General features: G+C 61.9%; 13 protein-coding genes and 1 tRNA gene. 8 read left to right on the top strand and 6 right to left on the bottom strand.

Translation table 11 applies throughout. The features are described 5' to 3' along the window. Positions 1-188: 188 nt before the first annotated feature. Positions 189-1,412 (top strand): lytic murein transglycosylase, encoded by a 1,224-nt coding sequence (locus tag M727_RS0114260; protein WP_027153251.1) that lies wholly within the window; start codon positions 189-191, stop codon positions 1,410-1,412. 127 nt (positions 1,413-1,539) lie between these two features. Then, complete coding sequence (locus tag M727_RS0114265; RefSeq protein ID WP_027153252.1) at positions 1,540-2,775, top strand: DUF459 domain-containing protein; 1,236 nt, start codon at positions 1,540-1,542, stop codon at positions 2,773-2,775. Between the two features lie 110 nt (positions 2,776-2,885). On the opposite strand, the gene M727_RS0114270 is transcribed toward M727_RS0114265, so the two are convergent. Together M727_RS0114270 and gltB are read right to left on the bottom strand one after the other, a co-directional pair. After that, positions 2,886-4,340, bottom strand: coding sequence for a glutamate synthase subunit beta (locus M727_RS0114270; protein ID WP_027153253.1), 1,455 nt, complete (start codon positions 4,338-4,340; stop codon positions 2,886-2,888). 143 nt (positions 4,341-4,483) lie between these two features. Beyond that, entirely contained in the window at positions 4,484-9,232 is a 4,749-nt protein-coding gene (gltB, locus tag M727_RS0114275) for a glutamate synthase large subunit (protein ID WP_027153254.1), read from the bottom strand. 471 nt (positions 9,233-9,703) lie between these two features. Here gltB and M727_RS0114280 point away from each other — a divergent pair, with 471 nt between their 5' ends. After that, positions 9,704-10,756 carry a low specificity L-threonine aldolase gene (locus M727_RS0114280; RefSeq protein ID WP_027153255.1) on the top strand — a complete coding sequence of 351 codons (1,053 nt, stop codon included), beginning with the start codon at positions 9,704-9,706 and terminating at the stop codon, positions 10,754-10,756. 70 nt (positions 10,757-10,826) lie between these two features. Here the strand turns inward: M727_RS0114280 and M727_RS0114285 are convergent, their stop codons facing one another. Beyond that, entirely contained in the window at positions 10,827-11,291 is a 465-nt protein-coding gene (locus tag M727_RS0114285) for an Hsp20 family protein (RefSeq protein ID WP_023798077.1), read from the bottom strand. Positions 11,292-11,836: 545 nt separating this feature from the next. Here M727_RS0114285 and M727_RS0114290 point away from each other — a divergent pair. After that, positions 11,837-12,811 carry an alpha/beta hydrolase gene (locus M727_RS0114290; protein WP_027153256.1) on the top strand — a complete coding sequence of 325 codons (975 nt, stop codon included), beginning with the start codon at positions 11,837-11,839 and terminating at the stop codon, positions 12,809-12,811. 116 nt (positions 12,812-12,927) lie between these two features. Here M727_RS0114290 and M727_RS0114295 read toward each other — a convergent pair whose 3' ends face one another. From M727_RS0114295 to M727_RS0114305, 3 genes are all read right to left on the bottom strand, one after another. Continuing rightward, positions 12,928-13,470: a DUF1579 family protein gene (locus M727_RS0114295; RefSeq protein WP_027153257.1), complete on the bottom strand. Its 543-nt coding sequence runs from the start codon at positions 13,468-13,470 to the stop codon at positions 12,928-12,930. 120 nt (positions 13,471-13,590) lie between these two features. After that, positions 13,591-14,364, bottom strand: coding sequence for a histidinol-phosphatase (hisN, locus tag M727_RS0114300; RefSeq protein WP_027153258.1), 774 nt, complete (start codon positions 14,362-14,364; stop codon positions 13,591-13,593). 468 nt (positions 14,365-14,832) lie between these two features. After that, the gene (locus M727_RS0114305) at positions 14,833-15,789 is read right to left on the bottom strand and encodes an N-formylglutamate amidohydrolase (RefSeq protein ID WP_036262242.1); all 957 of its coding nucleotides are present in this window, start codon (positions 15,787-15,789) and stop codon (positions 14,833-14,835) included. A gap of 146 nt (positions 15,790-15,935) precedes the next feature. On the opposite strand from M727_RS0114305, the gene M727_RS0114310 reads away from it, so the two are divergent. From M727_RS0114310 to M727_RS0114325, 4 genes are all read left to right on the top strand, one after another. Next, positions 15,936-16,298 carry a response regulator gene (locus M727_RS0114310; protein WP_006199474.1) on the top strand — a complete coding sequence of 121 codons (363 nt, stop codon included), beginning with the start codon at positions 15,936-15,938 and terminating at the stop codon, positions 16,296-16,298. A 118-nt stretch (positions 16,299-16,416) separates the two neighbouring features. Further along, a tRNA-Val gene (locus tag M727_RS0114315) sits at positions 16,417-16,491 on the top strand. Between the two features lie 272 nt (positions 16,492-16,763). Further along, on the top strand, positions 16,764-17,405 hold the full coding sequence (locus M727_RS0114320; protein ID WP_027153260.1) for a hypothetical protein: 642 nt from the start codon (positions 16,764-16,766) through the stop codon (positions 17,403-17,405). Between the two features lie 245 nt (positions 17,406-17,650). Beyond that, positions 17,651-20,983 carry an AAA family ATPase gene (locus M727_RS0114325; protein WP_027153261.1) on the top strand — a complete coding sequence of 1,111 codons (3,333 nt, stop codon included), beginning with the start codon at positions 17,651-17,653 and terminating at the stop codon, positions 20,981-20,983. Positions 20,984-21,200 lie beyond the last annotated feature (217 nt).

Raw genomic sequence — 21,200 nt, forward strand, 5'->3', positions numbered from 1 at the left:
CTGTTCGGCAATCCCGCTTCAAGACATTTTCGTGCCGGAATCTGGGATTATGGAACGGCTGGTCAGAAAAAATCTGTAGTCCGTAAAGCACCAACCCGCCTTTTCGTTCCCAACGGCACCTATGGTAAACTAAATGCTAACCGGGTTCGGCGATGAATGATCTTCCTGTGATGAAGAAGGAGGAAAAGATGTCCGTTCGCGACGCCGCAAAGCGCTTCACCAGCATCGTTGCGGCCGCCAGTCTGTCGCTTGCCTTGCTGATGCCCACCGGATCGGCTTTTGCCGACGCCGGTTTCCGGCAATGGGTGGCGAGCTTCCGCGGCACCGCGGTGCGGAGCGGCGTTTCCGGCGCCGTTTACGACCGCGCATTCGAGGGCATCAGCGATGCCGACCCGGTCGTGCTGGAAAAAGCGCGTTATCAACCCGAATTCACCGCGCCCGCCTGGGACTATTTCGACAACCGCGTCCATGACCAGTCGGTCGCTGTTGGCAAGCAGATGGCCAGGAAGTGGAAGCCGTGGCTGGACAGGATCGAGGCAAGATACGGCGTCGACCGTCACATCCTGCTGGCGATCTGGTCGATGGAATCGAACTACGGCGAAATCCTCAAGCGCGACGATGTCATGCGCAATGTCGTGCGTTCGCTGGCAACGCTTGGCTATGCCGATTCGAGACGATCGAAGTTTGCCCGCACACAGTTGATCGCGGCGCTGAAGATCCTGCAAAGGGGCGACATCGATAAAAGCCACCTCAGTGGCTCATGGGCCGGCGCCATGGGCCATACCCAGTTCATTCCCACCAGCTACCAGGCCTATGCGGTCGACATGGATGGCGACGGCAAGCGCGACATCTGGAATTCGATTCCCGATGCATTGGCAACGGCCGCCAATCTGCTCAGGAAGAACGGCTGGCAGGCCGGCAAGACCTGGGGCTATGAAGTCAGCCTTCCCGACGGAAAGAAGTTCCCGGCTGGATCGAAGTCGTTGTCGCAATGGCAAGCGCTGGGTGTCACGCGTGCCAACGGCAAGCCGTTCAACAGTGCGGAGAAGGCCACGCTGAAGGTGCCAGGCGGCCGTGGCGGCCCGGCTTTCCTGATGGTCAAGAATTTTTCGGTCATCAAGCGTTACAACAATGCCGACAAATACGCGGTTGCCGTTGGCCTTCTTGCCGACGAAATCGCCGGTTATGGTGGGCTTGTGCAGGACTGGAAGCGGCCTTTCACGAAGCTCTCCTTCGAGGAGAGGCAGGAGCTTCAGCAACGGCTTTCCCAGTACGGCTACTATGACGGCAAGTTCGACGGCAAGATCGGCGAGGGATCGAAAGCCGCCATCATGGCATTCCAGGCGAAGGCTGGCTTGACCCAGGACGGACATCCGAGCATGGAAGTGCTCAAATGGCTCAGGCAGAACTAGCCTCGCATAGGGCAGACCTGGAGCATCGGACCCAAACCGGTTTTGAGAAAATCCGATGCTCAACTTAAGGTAGAGCGGCGGCACGGTTGTATCGGAGTCCGGCGCTCTTTAGGGATGGAGACGGTAATTGGTTTCGGCTGCGCGTATCCGTGTGATCCTTCGTCGCGTGCCGATCCTGATTCTGGCTATTGCCGTCCTGGCCGTCGGCACTGCCGCCGTCTTTCACACGCCGGCCGTGGCGCAGGAAGAACAAAGGCGTGGCTGGTCGCTGCGCGACCTGTTGTTTCTGCGCCGAAGCGAGCGGGTGGAACCGCCGCGACTGATTGAGCCGCGACGGATTCAGAGGATCGGGCCACGCAAGCCAAAAGTCAGAAAGTCGCGTGCCGCGCCGCGCCGGCCGGCTGAGCCGGCAGCCCCCATTGTCCAGAAGGCGCCGGATGCCCGCACCGTTCTGGTGGTCGGCGATTTCATGGCGACCGGCCTCGCCGAGGGTCTCGACACCGCCTTTGCCGAAAACAATAAGGTCAGGATCGTCGTTCGCAGCAATGGTTCGTCCGGTTTCGTGCGTGACGATTTCTACAACTGGCCCGAACAGATCAAGTCGCTGATCGAGACCGAAAAGCCCGCGGCCGTGATCGTCATGCTGGGTTCCAACGATCGGCAGCAGATGCGCGTGAACGGTGAACGCGAACAGCCACGGACCGAAGCGTGGACCAAGGAATACGAACGCCGTACCGAAGCGTTCGGCAAGGCCATTGCATCGGCCAAGGTGCCGTATCTGTGGGTCGGCATGCCGGCCTTCAAGGCGCCGAAGATGACCTCCGACATGCTGGCTTTCAACGACATCTACCGCTCGACGGCCGAAAGCCACGGCGGCGAATTCGTCGACATCTGGGACGGTTTCGTCGACGAGGAAGGCGCCTTTGTCACCAGCGGGCCTGATATCAACGGCCAGCCGGTGCGCCTGCGTACCGACGACGGCATCCGTGTGTCGAAAGCCGGCAAACGCAAGCTCGCCTTCTATGCCGAAAAACCCTTGCTGAAGATCCTTGGAATGACCGCGCCTCCGGGCACACCGGCAGCTTATGCGCCAGCCGGCGCTCCCGTCGGGGCGCCGGCACCGACCCCCATGCCCGTCGACCGCACCGTGCCGATGCTGCTCAGCGATCCGGCACTCGACGGCGGTTCGGAACTTCTCGGCGCCGCAGCGCCGGCGAAGGCGAACGGGCCCGGCGAAAAACTCGTCGTCGGGGGCAAGGCATCAACTGCTTCGCCCGGCCGCGCCGACGATTTTTCTTGGCCGCCAAGGAAGCAGCCTGCAGCGGCGGCCGTGCCCGAAACGACCACGGCGATCACTCCGTAAGTGAACTGCTCCGGGCACCGGCCTACGCCGGCCGTAGCTTTAACTGCCACGACCGCTCACAAGTGCTTCGGCCGGCGAAGGCCGGAAGCGCAGAAAAGCCTCAAACGGTCTCAGCGCGGCAGCACGCTCGATCCCATCAGCGCCTCGTCGATCGAACGCGCTGCCTGACGGCCCTCACGGATCGCCCAGACGACCAGCGATTGACCGCGGCGCACATCGCCCGCTGCATAGAGCTTTTCGACGCTGGTCTTGTAGTCGCGATCATTGGCCTCGACGTTGTTCGAGCGGCGGCTGTCGATGGCGATCTTCATCTGGCCAGCCAGCTCCGACACCGGCCCGACCGCGACCGGCCCGGCAAAGCCGATAGCGATGAAGGCCAGATCCGCGCGGATGACGAATTCCGTGCCGGCGATCGGCTTGCGCTTTTCATCGACCTCGCAGCATTTGACGCCGGTCAACGCGCCGTCCTCGCCGATGAATTCGAGCGTCGCCACCTGGAACTCGCGCTCGGCGCCTTCCGCCTGCGAGGACGAGGTGCGCATCTTCGTCGCCCAGTAGGGCCAGACCGAAAGCTTGTCCTCCTTTTCCGGCGGCTGCGGCCGGATGTCGAGCTGGGTGACACGAACGGCGCCCTGGCGGAAGGCGGTGCCGACGCAGTCGGACGCGGTGTCGCCGCCGCCGACGACGACGACATGCTGGCCGCCGGCGACGATCGGCGGCGACGGCCACGCCACCGATTGGATCGGCTCGCCGCCGATGCGCTTGTTCTGCTGCACCAGGTAAGGCATCGCGTCATGCACGCCGTCGAGATCGTCGCCGGGAATGTTGGCCGGGCGCGGCGTTTCCGAACCGCCGCAATAGAGCACCGAATCATATTCGGCGAGCAGCTCCGCCACCGGCTTGTCGACGCCGACATTGATCCCGCAATGGAAGCTCACGCCCTCGCCTTGCATCTGCTCGATGCGCCGGTCGATATAGTGCTTCTCGATCTTGAAGTCGGGAATGCCGTAGCGCATCAGCCCGCCCGGCCGGCTCTCGCGCTCATAGACGTGAACGTCGTGGCCGGCGCGGCCAAGCTGCTGGGCGGCCGCCATGCCGGTCGGCCCCGAGCCAATGACGGCGACGCGCCTGCCGGTTTTCTTTTCCGGCGGATAGGGCCGGATATGACCGGTTTCATAGGCCTTGTCGGCGATCGCCTGCTCGATCGTCTTGATGGCGACCGGAATGTCCTCGAGGTTCAGCGTGCAGGCTTCCTCGCAAGGCGCCGGACAGATGCGGCCGGTGAATTCCGGGAAATTATTGGTCGAGTGCAGGTTGCGGATCGCATTGTCCCAGTCGCCATTGTAGACGAGGTCGTTCCAGTCCGGGATCTGGTTGTGGACCGGGCATCCGGTCGGCCCGTGGCAGTACGGAATGCCGCAATCCATGCAGCGCGCGGCCTGTTTCTCGACCTCCTTGTCCGACATCGGCAGCGTGAACTCGCGAAAATGCCGGATGCGGTCGGAAGCCGGCTGGTACTTGTGCACCTGCCGGTCGATCTCGAGAAACCCTGTTACCTTGCCCATAGTCCAGTCCCTGCTGTCCAGATGGCGCGCTCGACGACGCACCCGTTAACCTCATAAGGCAGCCATGGCAACCTTCAGTCCGAGGCCAGGATTGTTGATGAAGGCATCGACCGGGAAGCTTTGCTTCCCGGCAATCCCAATACCTATTCCGCCGCAACGCCCATGCGCATGCGTTCCATTTCGATCAGCGCGCGGCGGTATTCGACCGGCATGATCTTCCGGAATTTCGGCCGGAAAGTCGCCCAGTTGTCGAGGATCTCGCGGCCGCGCACCGAACCCGTGTAATGGACGTGGTTCGAGATCAGCTGATAGAGCCGCTCCTCATCATGGCTGGTCATGTCGCCGGACACGTCGACGCGGCCTTTGTGATCGAGGTCGCCGCCATGATGGAGCAGTTTCTCCATCAGGTCGTCTTCTTCGGGAACGGGTTCCAGTTCGACCATCGCCATGTTGCAGCGCTCGGCGAAATCACCCACCTCGTCGAGCACATAGGCGACGCCGCCCGACATGCCGGCGGCAAAGTTGCGGCCGGTCTGCCCGATGACGACGACAATGCCGCCGGTCATGTACTCGCAGCCATGGTCGCCAACACCTTCGACGACGGCAGCGACGCCCGAATTGCGAACCGCAAAACGCTCGCCGGCGACGCCGCAGAAATAGGCCTCGCCCTCGGTCGCGCCGTAAAGCACCGTGTTGCCGACGATGATCGACTCCGCTGCGACGATTTTCGTGTTCTCAGGCGGGCGGATGACGATGCGTCCGCCCGACAGGCCCTTGCCGACGTAGTCATTGGCCGCACCGACCAGCTCGAACGAAACCCCACGCGCCAGGAAGGCGCCGAAGGACTGGCCGGCGGTGCCGGTGAGCTTCACCGAGATCGTGTCCTCGCGCAGGCCCTTGTGCTTGAAGCGCTTTGCCACTTCGCCCGACAGCATGGCGCCGGTCGAACGATCGACATTGCGGATCGGCAGCTCGATGCTGACCGGCTGCCTGGCTTCCAGCGCCGGCTTGGCGAGTTCGATCAGCTTGCGGTCGAGCACGTCGTCGATCGGATGCTTCTGCCGCTCTGTCCAGTGCACCGCCTCGTGCGGGGCATCCGGCTTGAAGAACATCCTGCTGAAATCGAGCCCGCGCGCCTTCCAGTGCTGGATCAGCGCCCGCTTCTCCAGGAGTTCGGTGTCGCCGATGATCTGGTCGAGATGGGTGTAGCCCATCTCGGCGAGCAACGCCCGGACCTCCTCCGCCACATAGAAGAAGAAGTTGATGACATGTTCCGGCGTGCCCTTGAAGCGCTTGCGCAACACCGGGTCCTGCGTCGCGACGCCGACCGGGCAGGTGTTGAGATGGCACTTGCGCATCATGATGCAGCCGGCCGCGATCAGCGGCGCGGTCGAGAAGCCGAATTCGTCGGCGCCAAGCAGCGCGCCGATGATGACGTCGCGGCCGGTGCGCAGGCCGCCATCGACCTGCAGCGCGACGCGCGACCTGAGGCCGTTGAGCACCAGCGTCTGGTGCGTCTCGGCAAGGCCCATTTCCCACGGGCTGCCGGCGTGCTTGAGCGAGGTCAGCGGCGATGCGCCGGTGCCGCCGTCATAGCCGGAAATGGTGATGTGATCGGCGCGCGCCTTGGCGACGCCGGCCGCAACCGTGCCGACACCGACTTCCGAAACCAGCTTGACCGAGACATCAGCCGCCGGATTGACGTTCTTGAGGTCGTAGATGAGCTGCGCCAGATCCTCGATCGAGTAGATGTCGTGATGCGGCGGCGGCGAGATCAGGCCGACACCGGGCGTCGAATGCCTGACCTTGGCAATGGTGGCATCGACCTTGTGACCGGGCAGCTGACCGCCCTCGCCGGGCTTCGCGCCTTGCGCCACCTTGATCTGCATCACGTCGGAGTTCACCAGATACTCCGCCGTCACGCCGAAACGCCCGGAAGCGACCTGCTTGATCGCCGAACGCTCGGGGTTCTTGCCGCCGTCCGGCAGCGGCAGGTAACGGTCGGCCTCTTCGCCGCCCTCGCCGGTGTTAGACTTGCCGCCGATGGCGTTCATGGCGCGGGCCAGCGTGGTGTGCGCTTCCCTGGAAATCGAGCCGAAGGACATCGCCCCGGTCGAGAACCGCTTGACGATATCGGCAGCCGACATGACCTCGTCGAGCGCGACCTTCTTGCGCCCGGTTTCTTCGGCCAGCCTGATCTTGAACAGGCCGCGAATGCTCTGCGCCCGCGCCGTCTCGCTGTCGATCTGAGCGGAATAGTCCTTGAACGTCAGCCACGATCCCTGGCGCACGGCGTGCTGCAGGGTGGCCACCGCATCGGGCGACCAGATATGCGCTTCGCCGCGCATGCGGAACATGTATTCGCCGCCGACCTCGAGGCTGTTGCGCAGCACCGGGTCGTTGCCGAAGCCGTCGGCGTGGCGGCTGACCGTTTCGGCCGCGATCTCTTCCAGCCCGACGCCTTCGATCAGCGTCGCGGTGCCGGTGAAATATTTTTGCACGAAGTCGGTCTTCAGCCCGATGGCGTCGAAGATCTGCGCGCCGCAATAGGACTGGTAGGTCGAGATGCCCATCTTCGACATCACCTTGAGAATGCCCTTGCCGATCGACTTGATGTAGCGGGAGACGACCTCATTGGCGTCGACTTCGGCCGGCAGCTCGCCGCGCTTGTGCATGTCGAGCAGCGTGTCGAAGGCGAGATAGGGATTGATCGCCTCGGCGCCATAGCCCGCAAGGCAGCAGAAATGATGCACCTCGCGCGGTTCGCCGGACTCGACGACCAGCCCCACCGACGTGCGCAATCCCTTGCGGATCAAATGATGGTGGACCGCCGCCGTCGCCAGCAATGCCGGGATGGCGATGCGGTCCGGCCCGAGCTGACGGTCGGACAGGATGATGATGTTGTAGCCGCCGGCGACCGCCGCCTCGGCGCGCTCACACAGCCGGTCGATGGCGCCCTGCATGCCGGCCGCGCCTTCGTTCGAAGCATAGGTGATGTCGATCGTCTTGGTGTCGAAACGGTCCTCGGTGTGACCGATGGAGCGGATCTTCTCAAGATCGCCATTGGTCAGGATCGGCTGGCGCACTTCGAGCCGCTTGCGACGCGAATTGCCGACGAGATCGAAGATGTTCGGCCTCGGCCCGATGAACGACACCAGGCTCATCACCAGTTCCTCGCGGATCGGGTCGATCGGCGGGTTGGTGACCTGGGCGAAGTTCTGCTTGAAATAGGTGTAGAGCAGCTTCGATCTGTCCGACATCGCCGAAATCGGCGTGTCGGTGCCCATCGAGCCGACCGCTTCCTGGCCGGTGGTCGCCATCGGCGACATCAACAGCTTGGTGTCTTCCTGGGTAAAGCCGAACGCCTGCTGGCGATCGAGCAGGCTGACGTCCCTGCGCAGCGCCCGCGGCTCGACCGGCTTCAGGTCTTCGAGGATGAGCTGGGTGTTGGCGAGCCAGCTCTTGTAGGGATGCCTGGTCGCGATCTCCGACTTGATCTCCTCGTCGGAAACGATGCGACCCTTCTCCAGGTCGATCAGCAGCATGCGGCCGGGCTGCAGCCGCCACTTCTTGACGATCCTTTCCTCCGGCACCGGCAGCACGCCGGCTTCCGAGGCCATGATGACGCGATCGTCGTCGGTGACGATGTAGCGCGCCGGGCGCAGCCCGTTGCGGTCGAGCGTGGCGCCGATCTGGCGGCCGTCGGTGAAGGCCACCGCCGCCGGCCCGTCCCACGGCTCCATCAGAGCGGCGTGGTATTCGTAAAAGGCCTTGCGATCTTGATCCATCAGCTTGTTGCCGGCCCAGGCCTCAGGGATCAGCATCATCATCGCGTGGGCGAGCGAGTAGCCGCCCTGCGTCAGGAACTCGAGCGCATTGTCGAAACAGGCGGTGTCCGACTGCCCCTCATAGGAGATCGGCCACAGCTTGGAGATGTCGTTGCCGAACAGTTCGGAATCGACCGAGGCCTGCCGCGCCGCCATCCAGTTGACGTTGCCGCGCAGCGTGTTGATCTCACCATTGTGGGCGACCATGCGATAGGGATGCGCCAGCTTCCACGACGGGAAGGTGTTGGTCGAGAAACGCTGGTGGACGAGGATCAGCGCCGTCTCGAAACGCGGATCGGTCAGATCCTTGTAATAGGCGCCGACCTGATAGGCCAGGAACATGCCCTTGTAGACGATGGTCCGCGATGACATCGACACGACGTAGAAGCCATTGTCGACGCCCTTGGTCTCTTCATGGATACGACCGGAAATGACCTTGCGCAGGATGTAGAGCCGCCGTTCGTAATCGTCGTCGCTCTCGATCTCGGCGCCACGACCCAGAAACACCTGGCGCTGGACCGGTTCTGAAGCAGCGATATCAGGCGCCTTCGACAGCAATGAATTGTCGACCGGCACGTCGCGAAAGCCGAGCAGCGGCTGGCCTTCGAGCTGCGCGACCTCGGCGATGATGCCTTCGATATGCGCCTGAAGCTCAGGATCGCGCGGCATGAACACATGGCCGACGGCGTAATGGCCGGGCTTGGGCAGTTCGACGCCCTGGCTGGCCATCTCCTCGCGGAAGAAGCGGTCGGGAAGCTGCACCAGCACGCCGGCGCCATCGCCCATCAGCGGGTCGGCGCCGACGGCGCCGCGATGCGTCAGATTTTCGAGCACCGCCAGGCCGTCCGTGACGATCTGATGCGACTTGACGCCCTTCATATTGACGATGAAGCCGACGCCGCAGGCATCGTGCTCGTTGCGCGGATCGTAAAGGCCGTGGGCGGCGAACCCGGTAGGGGTCCGCCCGATCCTGGTCAGGCCAGTGGCGATGGACGGATTTTTGACGGCTGGCGCTTTCGTCTGCGCGGCCGGGCCGTTCGTCGCAGATGGCGTCACTTCCGTCATCGTCCTGTCCTCCATCCCCAGCCCTTAGGGCGCTGGTTTTCCGTTGGGAAGCGCATGAGCTTCCCTCTCATCCTTGCGGCACGTCTTGCGAAATCCTTGCCGAACCAGGCGGCCTGGTTCGCATCCGGCAATCGTACAGGCCAGAGCCGGGCTGTCTACCTGTCGCTCGCGGCAACGGCCGGAGAGGCCCAATGATACGCCAATCCAGCCTGTTTTGTGCGACAAAATAAGACAGCACTACTGTCCTAAATTTTTATGACAGAAATTGCGGATGCGCACAAGACCGATTCACAACAATTGTGGGCATCCAGAGACAGAAAATTACGCGCCACCCCGTCAAAACGCAACCTTCAGTCGTCCGCCTGTGCCCCGGCCTCTCGCTGGCTTTACCGCTTTTCCGGCGCTTGGCACTTGCGAGCGGCATGCGAAAGCGGCCAAGGTCGCCTCGATTTTCCCAGCACAGGCAAACGCATGAATTTCGCTTCCGACAACTGGGCAGGCGCCCATCCCAGCATCGCCGCGGGCCTGTCGGCCCATGCCGGCGGCTTTTCCACCGCCTATGGCGACGGCGCCCTCGACGAGGCCGCATACCAGCGCTTCAACGAAATCTTCGAGCGCGAGGTCGCGGTGTTTTTCGTGGCCACCGGCACCGCCGCCAATTCCCTGTCGCTGACCGCCTACAACAAATCGGGCGGCATTTCCTTCTGCCATCGAGAGTCGCATGTAATCGAGGATGAATGCGGCGCCCCGGAATACTTTACCGGCGGCTCACGGCTCCATGCCGTCGACGGTGCGCTGGGCAAGATCGATCCGAATATGCTGGACAGGGCGGTCGGCCGCTTCGCGCCTGAAATCGTCCATTCCGGGCGCCCGATGGCGGTGTCGATCACCCAGTCGACCGAGGTCGGCACCATCTATACACTGAACGAAATTGCCACGATTTCGGCGATCGCCAAGCATCACAAACTGCCCCTGCACATGGATGGCGCCCGCTTCGCCAATGCGCTGGTCGCGCTCGAGACAACACCGGCGGAGATGACCTGGAAGGGCGGCGTCGACATCCTCTCTTTCGGCGGCACCAAGAACGGCTGCTGGTGCGCCGAGGCTATCGTGCTGTTCGACCTCGACCGCGCCAGGGAACTGGCCTTCCTGCGCAAGCGCGCGGCGCAATTGTTCTCGAAATCGCGCTTCATCGCAGCGCAGTTCGAAGCCTATTTCAAGGACGACCTGTGGCTCGACACGGCGCGGCATGCCAACGCCATGGCAGCACGCCTCGCAGCACTGATCGGGGATTCCCCGTCGGCGCGTCTGGCCTGGCTGCCGCAAGCCAACGAAGTGTTCGCAGTGATGAAAAAGGCCAAGGCTGAACGGGTGCATTTGGCCGGTGCCGCCTTCTACGACTGGCACAAGCCGCACGACTTTGATGGCCATATCGGCGAGGACGAAGCGCTCTATCGTTTCGTCACCAGCTTTGCGACCACGGCCGAAGAGGTCGACCGCTTTGGCGAGCTAATTGCTGGATAGCGGCACCTATCCATCAAAAGGGCGGCGCCAGGCGCCGCCCTCGTCTGTTAGGTCGTCTTTGTCACGCAGCTTACGCGGTGGTCTTGGCCTCGATCTGCTTGGCCTTCGCCGAAGACGCGGTGATCGCGATCTTGCGGGGCTTCAACTCCTCGGGAATATTGCGCTTGAGGTCGACGAAGAGCAGGCCGTTCTTCAGCGAGGCGCCGACGACATCAACGTGGTCGGCAAGCTGGAAGCGGCGCTCAAAGGCCCTGCTGGCGATACCGCGATAGAGCAGTTCGGAGCCTTCGCCGTTGCCCTCCTTGCGCTCACCCTTGACAGTCAGAACGTTGCGGTGAGCCTCGATCGAGAGCTCATCGTCCGAGAAGCCGGCGACCGCCATCGAGATGCGATAGGAATCCTCACCGGTGCGCTCGATGTTGTAGGGCGGATAGGTCTGTGCACCTTCCGGCTGAGCAAGCGAATCGAGCATGGTGAACAGCCGGTCGAAACCGACGGTCGAACGATAAAGCGGGGAAAAATCAACGTGACGCATAGTGTGTTCTCCTGTTGAGCAACAAACGTATGGCCGGTGCGAAACCCGTGACGGCGTTCCGGATGGGCCAGCGGCCCCGACATTGGCGGCCGCAGCAGACATTTGGGGAGCACGAGAAGGCATTTCAAGATTCTGCCGCCTCGATGAACGGCAGATGAACCGCGGCTTCGGCGGACGTTCAGCTAAGCCGCGCTAATCTGCTTCCAGGATCAAGGAACAGGCGGCGGTTACAGCGTCGCGCGTCATCTCGGACACGCAAAAGGAAGCTGTAACACTTTGATTGCGCATGATTCACAGCGAAATCGGCTGCGGTTTTCGGGGTTATGCGCGAGATGCCGCAACGAGGCCGACCGGGTGTAACGTCCCTTCCTCCCGGATCGACGGGGGGCCGGAAGCATGCCGCAAGCTGCTTTCGGCCTCACTCGCCGGCTGCCTCGTTCCAGCCTTTCCAACGCGTCCGGAATTCCTTTGCTTTTGCTGCATGGGCGTCTATGCCTACCAAAGCTTGCGCCATGCAGGCAGCGACACTTGAAACGCAGCGCCGAATGACGGACCTCCTCGCCAAAACTCCTCTCTTCCGCGAAATTCCGGGCAATCCGCTACCTGAAAATGCGGCCGGTGGTTTCTTCACCACGCGCGACGGCAAGAAGATCCGTTATGGCCTCTTTGCCGCCGTTGCCCGCCCGATGAAGGGCACCGTGGTCCTCTTGACCGGCCGCAACGAGTGCATCGAAAAGTATTTCGAGACCATCCGCAATCTCGCCGACCGCGGCTTTGGCGTCGCCACCTTTGACTGGCGCGGCCAGGGCGGTTCCGACCGGCTGATCAGCGATCGCGAGCGCGGCTATGTCCGCAGTTTCTTCGACTACACCGGCGACCTGGAACAGTTCTTCGAGGAGATCGTGCTGCCCGACTGCCGGGGGCCGTATTACATATTGGCCCATTCGGCCGGGGCGGTAATCACGCTGCTTGCCGGGCCGTCGATGGTGAACCGCGTACGGCGCATGGTGCTGATCGCGCCCTTCCTGGCAGTGCCCGACCTGCCGGTCTCGACAACCACCGTTCGCCGCCTCTGCTCGCTGTTCTGCCTGCTGGGCCTTGGCAAGCTTTACGCCGCCTGGGGTCCGCGGCCTAGAAAAACCATACCCTTTGCCGTCAACAAGGTGACATCGGATCCGGAGCGGTATCGGCGCAACACGCTGCTCTACGAAACCTACCCGCAGCTGGCGCTCGGCGGCCCGACGATCCGCTGGCTGAAAGCGGCGGCGCAGGCCTCCGAGGTCATCAGCGATCCCGACTTCATGGCCAGGATCCGGGTTCCCTTGCTGGTGGTCGCCGCCGGCGCCGACCAGGTCGTCTCGACGAAGGCGGTGGAAACCTACACCAGACGCCTGCGTCTCGGTTCGCTGCTGGTGATCGATGGCGCACGCCATGAAATATTGCAGGAAACCGACTTCTATCGCGAGCAGTTCTTTGCCGCCTTCGATGCCTTCATCCCGGGAAGCGACGACAACTCTTGATTGAGTGCCGTGCTCCTCCGGGCGCGCAAAAGACCGCTCCAAATCATTGAAAATCCACGACTTGGCTTGAAAAAATGACTTGGCTTGAAAAAATGCCTGCCAGGTCGATCGCCGGCCTACACTTGCCGGGCGAAATCCATGATCCAGTTGGTCTCCCAGGTCTTGCCGCCATCCACTGAAAAAGCCTGCTCCCAGCGCGCCGATTTTTCAGTGATCCGCGACCACAGGAAGCGAACCCGGATATCGCGTCCGTCGAAGACGTCTTCACACAGGAACGTGCCGACGCCTGCTTCGAAGGCGCCGCGCATCGGAATATCGATGGTCGCCGGGCTGCGGCCGTCGATCCACCAGATCGACCATTGTCTCGTCGCCGGATCGAAGGTCCGCAGCGTGGCGGCGCGATAGGCGCCGCCGGGCAATTCAATCACATTGTCATCGACATTGCCGAGCCCGCCAAGGATCGGGCGCACCTCGCATGTCCCGCCAAACACGTCCCAGTTCGTGTCGCCCTGCAGGCGCTTCTGCAACCTTCGATGGCTGACGTTCCAGCGTCCGAAGAAGAAATCGAAATCGGCCCGCCCATCTGATGGAGCATTTTCTGCCGGCGCATTTTCTACTGGAGCATCTTCGGAACGGCTGGTTGTTGACTGCGTCGGCATGAGACTCCCTCCCGTGGCATTGTCTCCATAGCCGAGAGCTGCTGACACCTTGCCGTCAGGAGCATTGGGTTGTGGTCGCCGTGGGCACCTCAGTCCGCAATCGCCAGCTGCCCAGCCGGTTCAGCCACGCAGCGCCGCCATCGCGGCGGCATGAAGCTCCGGCGTCGCCGCAGCCAGGATGTCGCCGCCCCTTTCCGCCGGTCCGCCTTCGAAGGTGGTGACGACGCCGCCGGCCTTCTCGATGATCGGGATCAGCGCGACGATATCGTAGGGTTTCAAACCGGGGTCGGCGACAATGTCGACGCTTCCCGCCGCGACCATGGCGAAGGCATAGCAGTCGGTGCCGTAGCGGGCGAGTTGGACCTGCCGCTCGAACAGGTCGTAGCGCAGGCGCGCGTCTCCCTTGAACAGTGCCGGCGTGGTGGTGAACAGCGTCGCCTCGGCGAGGCTTGTCGTCTTGCGTGTCGTCAGCCTACGCGGTCCGCCCGGGCCTTCATAATGGGCGCCGGACGCGTTGGCGTAGAAAAGCTCGCCGGTGAAGGGCTGCGACATCATGCCGGCAACGGCATCGCCGTCGACAGTCAGCCCGACCAAGGTTCCCCACACCGGCAGGCCGGAAATGAAGGCGCGGGTGCCGTCGATCGGATCGATCACCCAGACATGCCTGCTGGACATGTTCTCGCTGCCATGCTCCTCGCCAAGAATGCCGTGATCGGGATATTCCGCCGATATGAGCGCGCGGATAACCCGCTCAGCCTCGCGGTCGGCCTCGGTGACCGGGTCGAAGCTGCCTTGCTCCTTGTTGGCGATCGCGCCCTGGCTGCGGAAGCGCGGCAAGGTTTCGGCTGCCGCGGCATCCGCAATGCGCCGCATGAAATCGATGCTGATGTCCAACTGATTCTCCCGCGTAATGCATGTCGCGCAAAAGGGTGCAGCGGTTTTGCGATAACGACATGCATAAAACAACAACCTAAAGCGCGTCGTCCGGTCAAACGCGAGGCGCTTTAGCGTGCTGGAACCATCGTCTGCCTGTGGATTTCCGCCAAAACAAGGGCGTGAGGGACTTTTGCGCATCGACGACTGTTGCTCGAATGCAACGCTGGCGCCCTCGAAACGCAGTTTCCACATCATAGTGAATTAAAAACGCCGCACGGCGGCTTGACATTTGTGCATCGCACAATAGATTTGTTCTCGGACAGGTTCTCCTGTCCATGCCCTCCTTGGGCGTTTCCTCCCTAGACTTCGACCGTGTCGTGCAAACGATGCGGTCTTTTTTTCGGCGCGGCACTCAGCCGATTGCGCGTCCCGACCCGCACCCCGATGCCTATATCCGGCGCCAGATCTCGTTTCGTTTTTCGGCAATCATTCGGCGGCAAGCGGCAGGTCGATAAAATTGTGGTCGGGCATCGCCATCAGGTCGGCCGAGAATTGCGCCAGATCGTCGGCGAGCGCATCGAAGCCGGCGGATTTCTGGAACGTCCGCTCGTCCATGTAAAGCCCGCGATTGACCTCGATCTGCAGTGCATGGAGGTGGCGCACGGGGCGGCCATAGTGCTCGGTGATGAAGCCTCCGGCATAAGGCTTGTTATGGGCGACGGTATAGCCCATGCCGATCAGCAGGCCGATCGCCGTCTCGGTCAACGCTGCCGCGGCGGAGATGCCGAAACGGTCGCCGACGATGAAGTCGGGCCTGACACCGCTGTCGCCGACCCTGATGCTCGCCGGCATCGAGTGGCAATCGATCAGCACGGCAAAGCCGAACCGCGCATGGGTCCTGGTCAAAAGCCGTTTCAGCGTCTCGTGATAAGGCTTGTAGACAGCCTCGATGCGCCCGACGGCTTCCGCCAACGGCAAGCGGCCGGCATAGATTTCGAGCCCCTCTCCTACCAGCTTGGGCACGGTGCCAAGCCCGCCGGCGACGCGCGCCGAGCGGATATTGCAGAACGACGGCACGGGTTCGGCGAACATGCGCGGATCGAGTTCCCACGGCTCCCGGTTGACGTCGAGATAGGCGCGCGGGAAGTTTGCCGCCAGCATCGGCGCGCCGAGCGCGACGGCGCCGCCGAACAATTCGTCGACATAGCAATCTTCGGAGCGGCGGATGGCGTTTCGGTCCAGCCTTGCCATCGCCAGGAACCGGTCCGGATAGTGACGGCCGCTATGCGGTGAGTTGAAGAGGAAGGGGACGCGCTGTTCGGCGCCCGACCGGATTTCGAAGGGGGGAACGACCGAAAAATCCTCGGCTGCCGTTTTCAATTTGAAAGAATCCGGAAACACCCATGCATCATGGTTGGAAAGGTGCCACCTCGCCGGCCGCATGTCCAGCGTTTCGGCGTCCGGACCGCTTTGTTAAGGCCGGTCGGGCCTTTATCGTTCACTTGATGTTTACCCTCGCCTCCTCATATACAGGATGGTTAACGGGCTGCCCTACGGCAGTCTCGGGCGGGTGATTCGGACGGGACAAGATGGCACGCATTCTACTGGCGGAAGACGACGATGACATGCGCCGGTTCCTCGTCAAGGCGCTGGAGCGTGCCGGCTACCAGGTCAGCGATTTCGACAATGGCGCCAGCGCCTATGAGCGGTTGCGCGAAGAGCCTTTCTCGCTGCTCTTGACCGATATCGTCATGCCGGAGATGGATGGCATAGAACTCGCCCGCCGCGCCACCGAGATCGATCCCGACCTCAAGGTCATGTTCATCACCGGCTTCGCCGCCGTTGCGCTCAATCCGGATTCCAAGGCGCCGAAAGACGCCAAGGTGCTGTCGAAGCCGTTCCATCTGCGCGACCTCGTCAACGAGGTCGAAAAGATGCTGCAGGCAGCCTGACACATTTTCCGCCGCCGGCTTCCGGCGCGCCTTCGACGGTGCGGCAAGGCGAACCTTTCTTTCCCTTTTCCTGCTATTGACGCGCCGTGGCAAAAATGGTGTATGCGCGGCTTCGGATGGGCGTGTAGCTCAGCGGGAGAGCACTGCATTGACATTGCAGGGGTCACAGGTTCAATCCCTGTCACGCCCACCATCCTCTTGAAAATCAATGGGTTACGCTGAGTTTTCGCTGGTGAGGCATCCAAGGGACGCACCAGAATGCGAAACCCTACTTATCTTGAACTCTCCCGAAATCGGATTTTCTATTTTCGCTGGCCGCTGACAAAGCCTTGTGCTGGCAGCAGTGGAAAGCCAGCAAGCCTCAAAGTGTCGCTTCGTACGCGGGTTGACTCAGAGGCCTTGTACCTAGCTCGGCACCTAAGCTATGTCGGCCAAGTTCTTGTGAAACGGTGGTCGGCATCTGGCATGCGGTATGATGAATTACGTGCCGCACTTAGAACGCACTTTCAAGACGCTCTGGAACGCAGCAAAAACGAGATGGCTGCGAAAGGCCGACTGACACCCGAGACCTTGGCTGCCTTGCAGAACGGGGTAGCGTTCGCCGACGACGCTATATTGACGGGCCGCGATATCTTTCCCCATGAAACCGACGACTCGTTAGCTATCCGCTTTGCCGAACAACATCAGATTCCGCTGGCTCCGGGTTCTGACGCCTTCGTGACATTCAAGAACGAGATGAAAAGGGCATACAGGGACTACTGCACTGCGGTCCTGGCCCATGATCAGTCCTTTGATAGCTTCGACTTCGATGAAGCCGCCCTTCCCTCAGGGACGACATTTGCAAAACCAGCATCCAGCTCAAAAGACACTCTTGGTGCCGTTGCAATCAAATTCATGGCCGAGGAAAAGAAAGCGGATCGCTGGGTCAAACGGTCAGAGGATCAGAAACGCCAGCACCTCGAACTCTTGAGCGAGATTCTGGGGGGCGAGATCGAGATTGCCCTAGTCACATCTTCGGACGCGCAACGCGTGAAAGAGGTCCTTCTAAATTATCCTCGAAATAGGCATCTAGCAGCCTCAACCACCAGCGATATTTCGATATCTTAGTGGTCAAAACCTGACGCTTGGTACCGAAACGGAATACCGCTGCCGACCCCAAGCGGAAGTTGGCTGTCCCTCGGCTGAACTTACGCCCATGACCCGATGCGGACGCTTGATCACTAGGAGCGTATCGTCCGCTTTGCTGCCAGAAGCTGTCACCGCCGCGGTAACCATGTCGGACTACAGCATTTCCCTGGCATCTGAGTTAATATTGCGGCTGAGGGACCCGAATTCAGCCTTGGGAGAGCTGTGTGGACGTTGCCGCTTGGTTGCGAGGCCTCGGCCTCCAGCAATACGAGCAGGCATTTCGCGACAACGCGATCGACGCGGAAGTCCTGCCGGAGCTGACCGATGCCGACCTCGAGAAGCTCGGTATGCTCCTCGGTCATCGCAAGCGATTCCGCAAGGCGGTAGTGGGGCTGGGGCCGTCGTCAAGCCATCCCGACGCGAGCACCGATGACATCGCAGCTCAGAGCACCCGGGAGCTAAGCGCGGAGCGTCGACAGCTGACCGTGATGTTCGTGGATCTCGTCGGCTCGACGGCGCTGGCGACGCGTCTGGATCCCGAGGACCTGCGTGAGATCATCGGAGCGTATCACCGCTGTGTCGCCGACACGGTCGCCCACTTCGGCGGCTTTATCGCCAAGCACATGGGCGACGGAGTTTTGGTGTATTTCGGCTACCCGCAGGCGCACGAGAACGCCGCCGAGCAGGCGGCGCGCGCTGGCCTTGCTCTCGTCGATGCCGTTAGGCGACTCCCAGAGCCCGAGCCATTGCGGGTTCGTATCGGCATCGGCACCGGACAGGTCGTCGTCGGCGATCTGATCACCGCCGGCGAAGGGCACGAGCGCGGCGTCGTGGGCGAGACGCCGAACCTCGCCGCCCGCCTGCAAGCTCTTGCCGAACCCGACGCGGTCGTGATCGGGCCGCAAACGCGGCAGCTGGTCGGCGATCTTTTCGAATATCGCGATCTTGGCGCCGTCGAGGTGAAAGGGTTTCCGGAGCCGATCCATCCCTATCAAGTGGTTCGTGAGAGCGCTGTCGAAAGCCGGTTCGAGGCGCTGCATGGGACGACGCCCACGCCGCTGGTTGGGCGTGAGGAGGAGGTCGACCTGCTGCAGCGCCACTGGCATCGCGCGAAAGGTGGCGAAGGTCGTGTGGTGCTGCTCTCGGGCGAGCCGGGCATAGGCAAGTCGCGCCTCACTGTCACCTTGCAGGAGCGGATCCAGAATGAGCCACACACCCGCTTGCGCTATTTCTGTTCGCCGCACCATCAAGACAGCGCGCTCCACCCGACCATTGCGCAGCTAGAACGTGCCGCCGGGTTGGAGCGCGACGACCCGCCTGAGAGAAAGCTGGATAAGCTTGCGGCCCTGCTTGCCCCGGCCTCGCCGGAGGAGGGGGCGCTGCTGGCCGAGCTGCTGTCGTTGCCGACCGATGGCCGCTTTCCGCCTCTCCAACTGACGCCCCAGCGTAAGAAAGAGAAAACCTTCGATGCGCTGCTCCGGCGGCTCGAAGACCTGGCGCGACAAGGTCCGGTGCTGATGCTCTTCGAGGATGTCCACTGGATCGACCCCAGCTCGCGCGAGCTGCTCGACCTAGTTATCGAGCGGGTGCCGCGCCTGCCAGTGCTGCTTCTCCTCACGTTCCGCCCCGAGTTTCAACCGCCGTGGACCGGGCAGTCGCACGTCACGGTTCTGGTCCTCAATCGGCTCGACCGTCGTGAAGGCGCCGCGCTGGTCCAGCGGGTCGTCGGCACCGGAGATCTGCCGAGCGACGTTGTCGCGGAGATCATCGAGCGCACGGATGGGGTGCCACTGTTCGTCGAGGAACTGACCAAGGCGGTGTTGGAGAGCGGCAACGCCAGGACAGTGCTCTCAAGAGCTGCCGCGACGGTGTTGAACGTTCCCGCTACGCTGCATGCCTCGTTGATGGCGCGGCTCGATCGCCTCGGCTCAGCCGCTAAGGAGGTCGCACAGGTCGGCGCGGTTCTCGGTCGGGAGCTCTCCTACGAATTGCTGGCAGCAGTCGCACAGCGAAATGCCGCTGAGCTAGATGGCGCACTGGATCAACTCGTCAGCGCCGGTCTGGTGTTCTGCCGCGGGACGCGGCCACTGGCCACTTACCTCTTCAAGCATGCGCTCGTTCAGGACGCAGCCTATGGCACGCTGCTGCGCGCTAAGCGCCAGGAGCTACATAAGCGTGTCGCAGATGTGTTGGAGGAAAAGTGGACCGAAATCACTGAAGCGCAACCCGAGCTCCTCGCGCACCACTTTCAGGAAGCTGGGGATTGGGCGGGCGCGCTCGATCACTGGCAAAAGGCGGGAGGGGCCGCCGTGGCCAGAGCTGCCACTAGGGAAGCCGTATCGCACTTTGCCAGTGCGATCGACTGCAGCAGGAGACTTGGCGACGTCTCCGGCGGTGCCGAACGGATGACACGTCTCCACCTAGCGATGGCCAATGCCTTGATGCAGGCTGAAGGGTATCGTTCTGAGCGCCTTGGGAAGGCGCTTCAAGATGCACGTCTTGCTGCCGCGAACACTGCATCGGTCGAATTGCAATGTGACGTTGCGCTTTCACTCGCTCCATTTTTTTATGCCACTGGGCGCAATCAAGATTACCTGATCCTGGCCGAAGAGCAGCTCGCAAACGATGCCGATCTCCTTCCAACGGCCTATCTGAGTGGTCTTTGGGCAACCAAGGGGATTGCTCATTTCAACCGGGGAGAACAACCGCAGGCAGCGGAGGCGTTGCGGAAGGCCTTAGATCTGATTGATCGTGTTGACCCAAGTCGCCGTATTTTGTTCGCCGGTGCGGATCAACGTGTCTCTACCCAGGACTATCTTAGTGGTTCGCTGATCATTTTGGGCTTCATCGATGCTGCAGTCGAAGAGAACGAGCGCTTGGTTCGAAATGTTGACCAATTCGACAAGCCCTTCGACTTGGCCTGGCGTCTTCTCGCTCAGTGCGATTTGTGTGCGCTATTCGGTCAATACGAGGAACTCCTTGAGAACGCTACGAAGATCGTCGAGATTTGCGAACGGCATGGCTACACGGCGCGTCGAAGTAGCGCCATTAGGTGGCGTGGCCATGCCCGCTCGCATTTAGGTGAACTGGATGCCGGCATCGATGACGCCTGGGAGAGTATGGTTCTTTGGCGTGGGCAGGGCGCCGTATTTCATACCCCTGAGAAAGCATGCGAACTTTGTGATCTTCTCCTGCGGGCCAATCGCATCGAAGACGCATCGCAAATGCTTGATGATGTCGATACCCTCGTTTTCGATACGGACGAGGCGAGCTACCTAGCAGAATGTATTCGCCTTCGTGGCCAAATCGCCGCGGGCAGAGATGACCTGATGGGTGCCGCGCACCTATTCGAAACAGCAATTGCCACTGCCCGTCGGCAGCAAGCGAGACTCTTCGAGCTTCGCGCCGCAACGCAACTAGCACCAGTTCTGGCACGTCAACGTCGTGTCCATGAGGCCGCGACGCGTCTGCGAGCGGTGGTCCACACATTTAACACTAGGTATCCAATTGTCGACCTCATCGCGGCACAAAGGGCGCTGGACGCCCTGAGCCGTTGAGGTCGCACCATCTGCGTCGGTTCCGACAACGCAGTTTGCGTCGATTTGATGCAAGCTTGGCTCATTGCGCACCCGAGACGCGCGTTTGTCCGTTTGGACTGGAATGTAACGGAATGAGACGTTCACGCTCGTCCCGTGTAGGTCCGAACATGGCGCATTCACGCCGTGCGCCGGTTCGTATCTTGCAACGCCCGTAGCATCTGCCAAGGATACGCGA

It is taken from the genome of Mesorhizobium sp. WSM2561, assembly GCF_000513915.1.
GTDB lineage: Bacteria > Pseudomonadota > Alphaproteobacteria > Rhizobiales > Rhizobiaceae > Mesorhizobium > Mesorhizobium muleiense.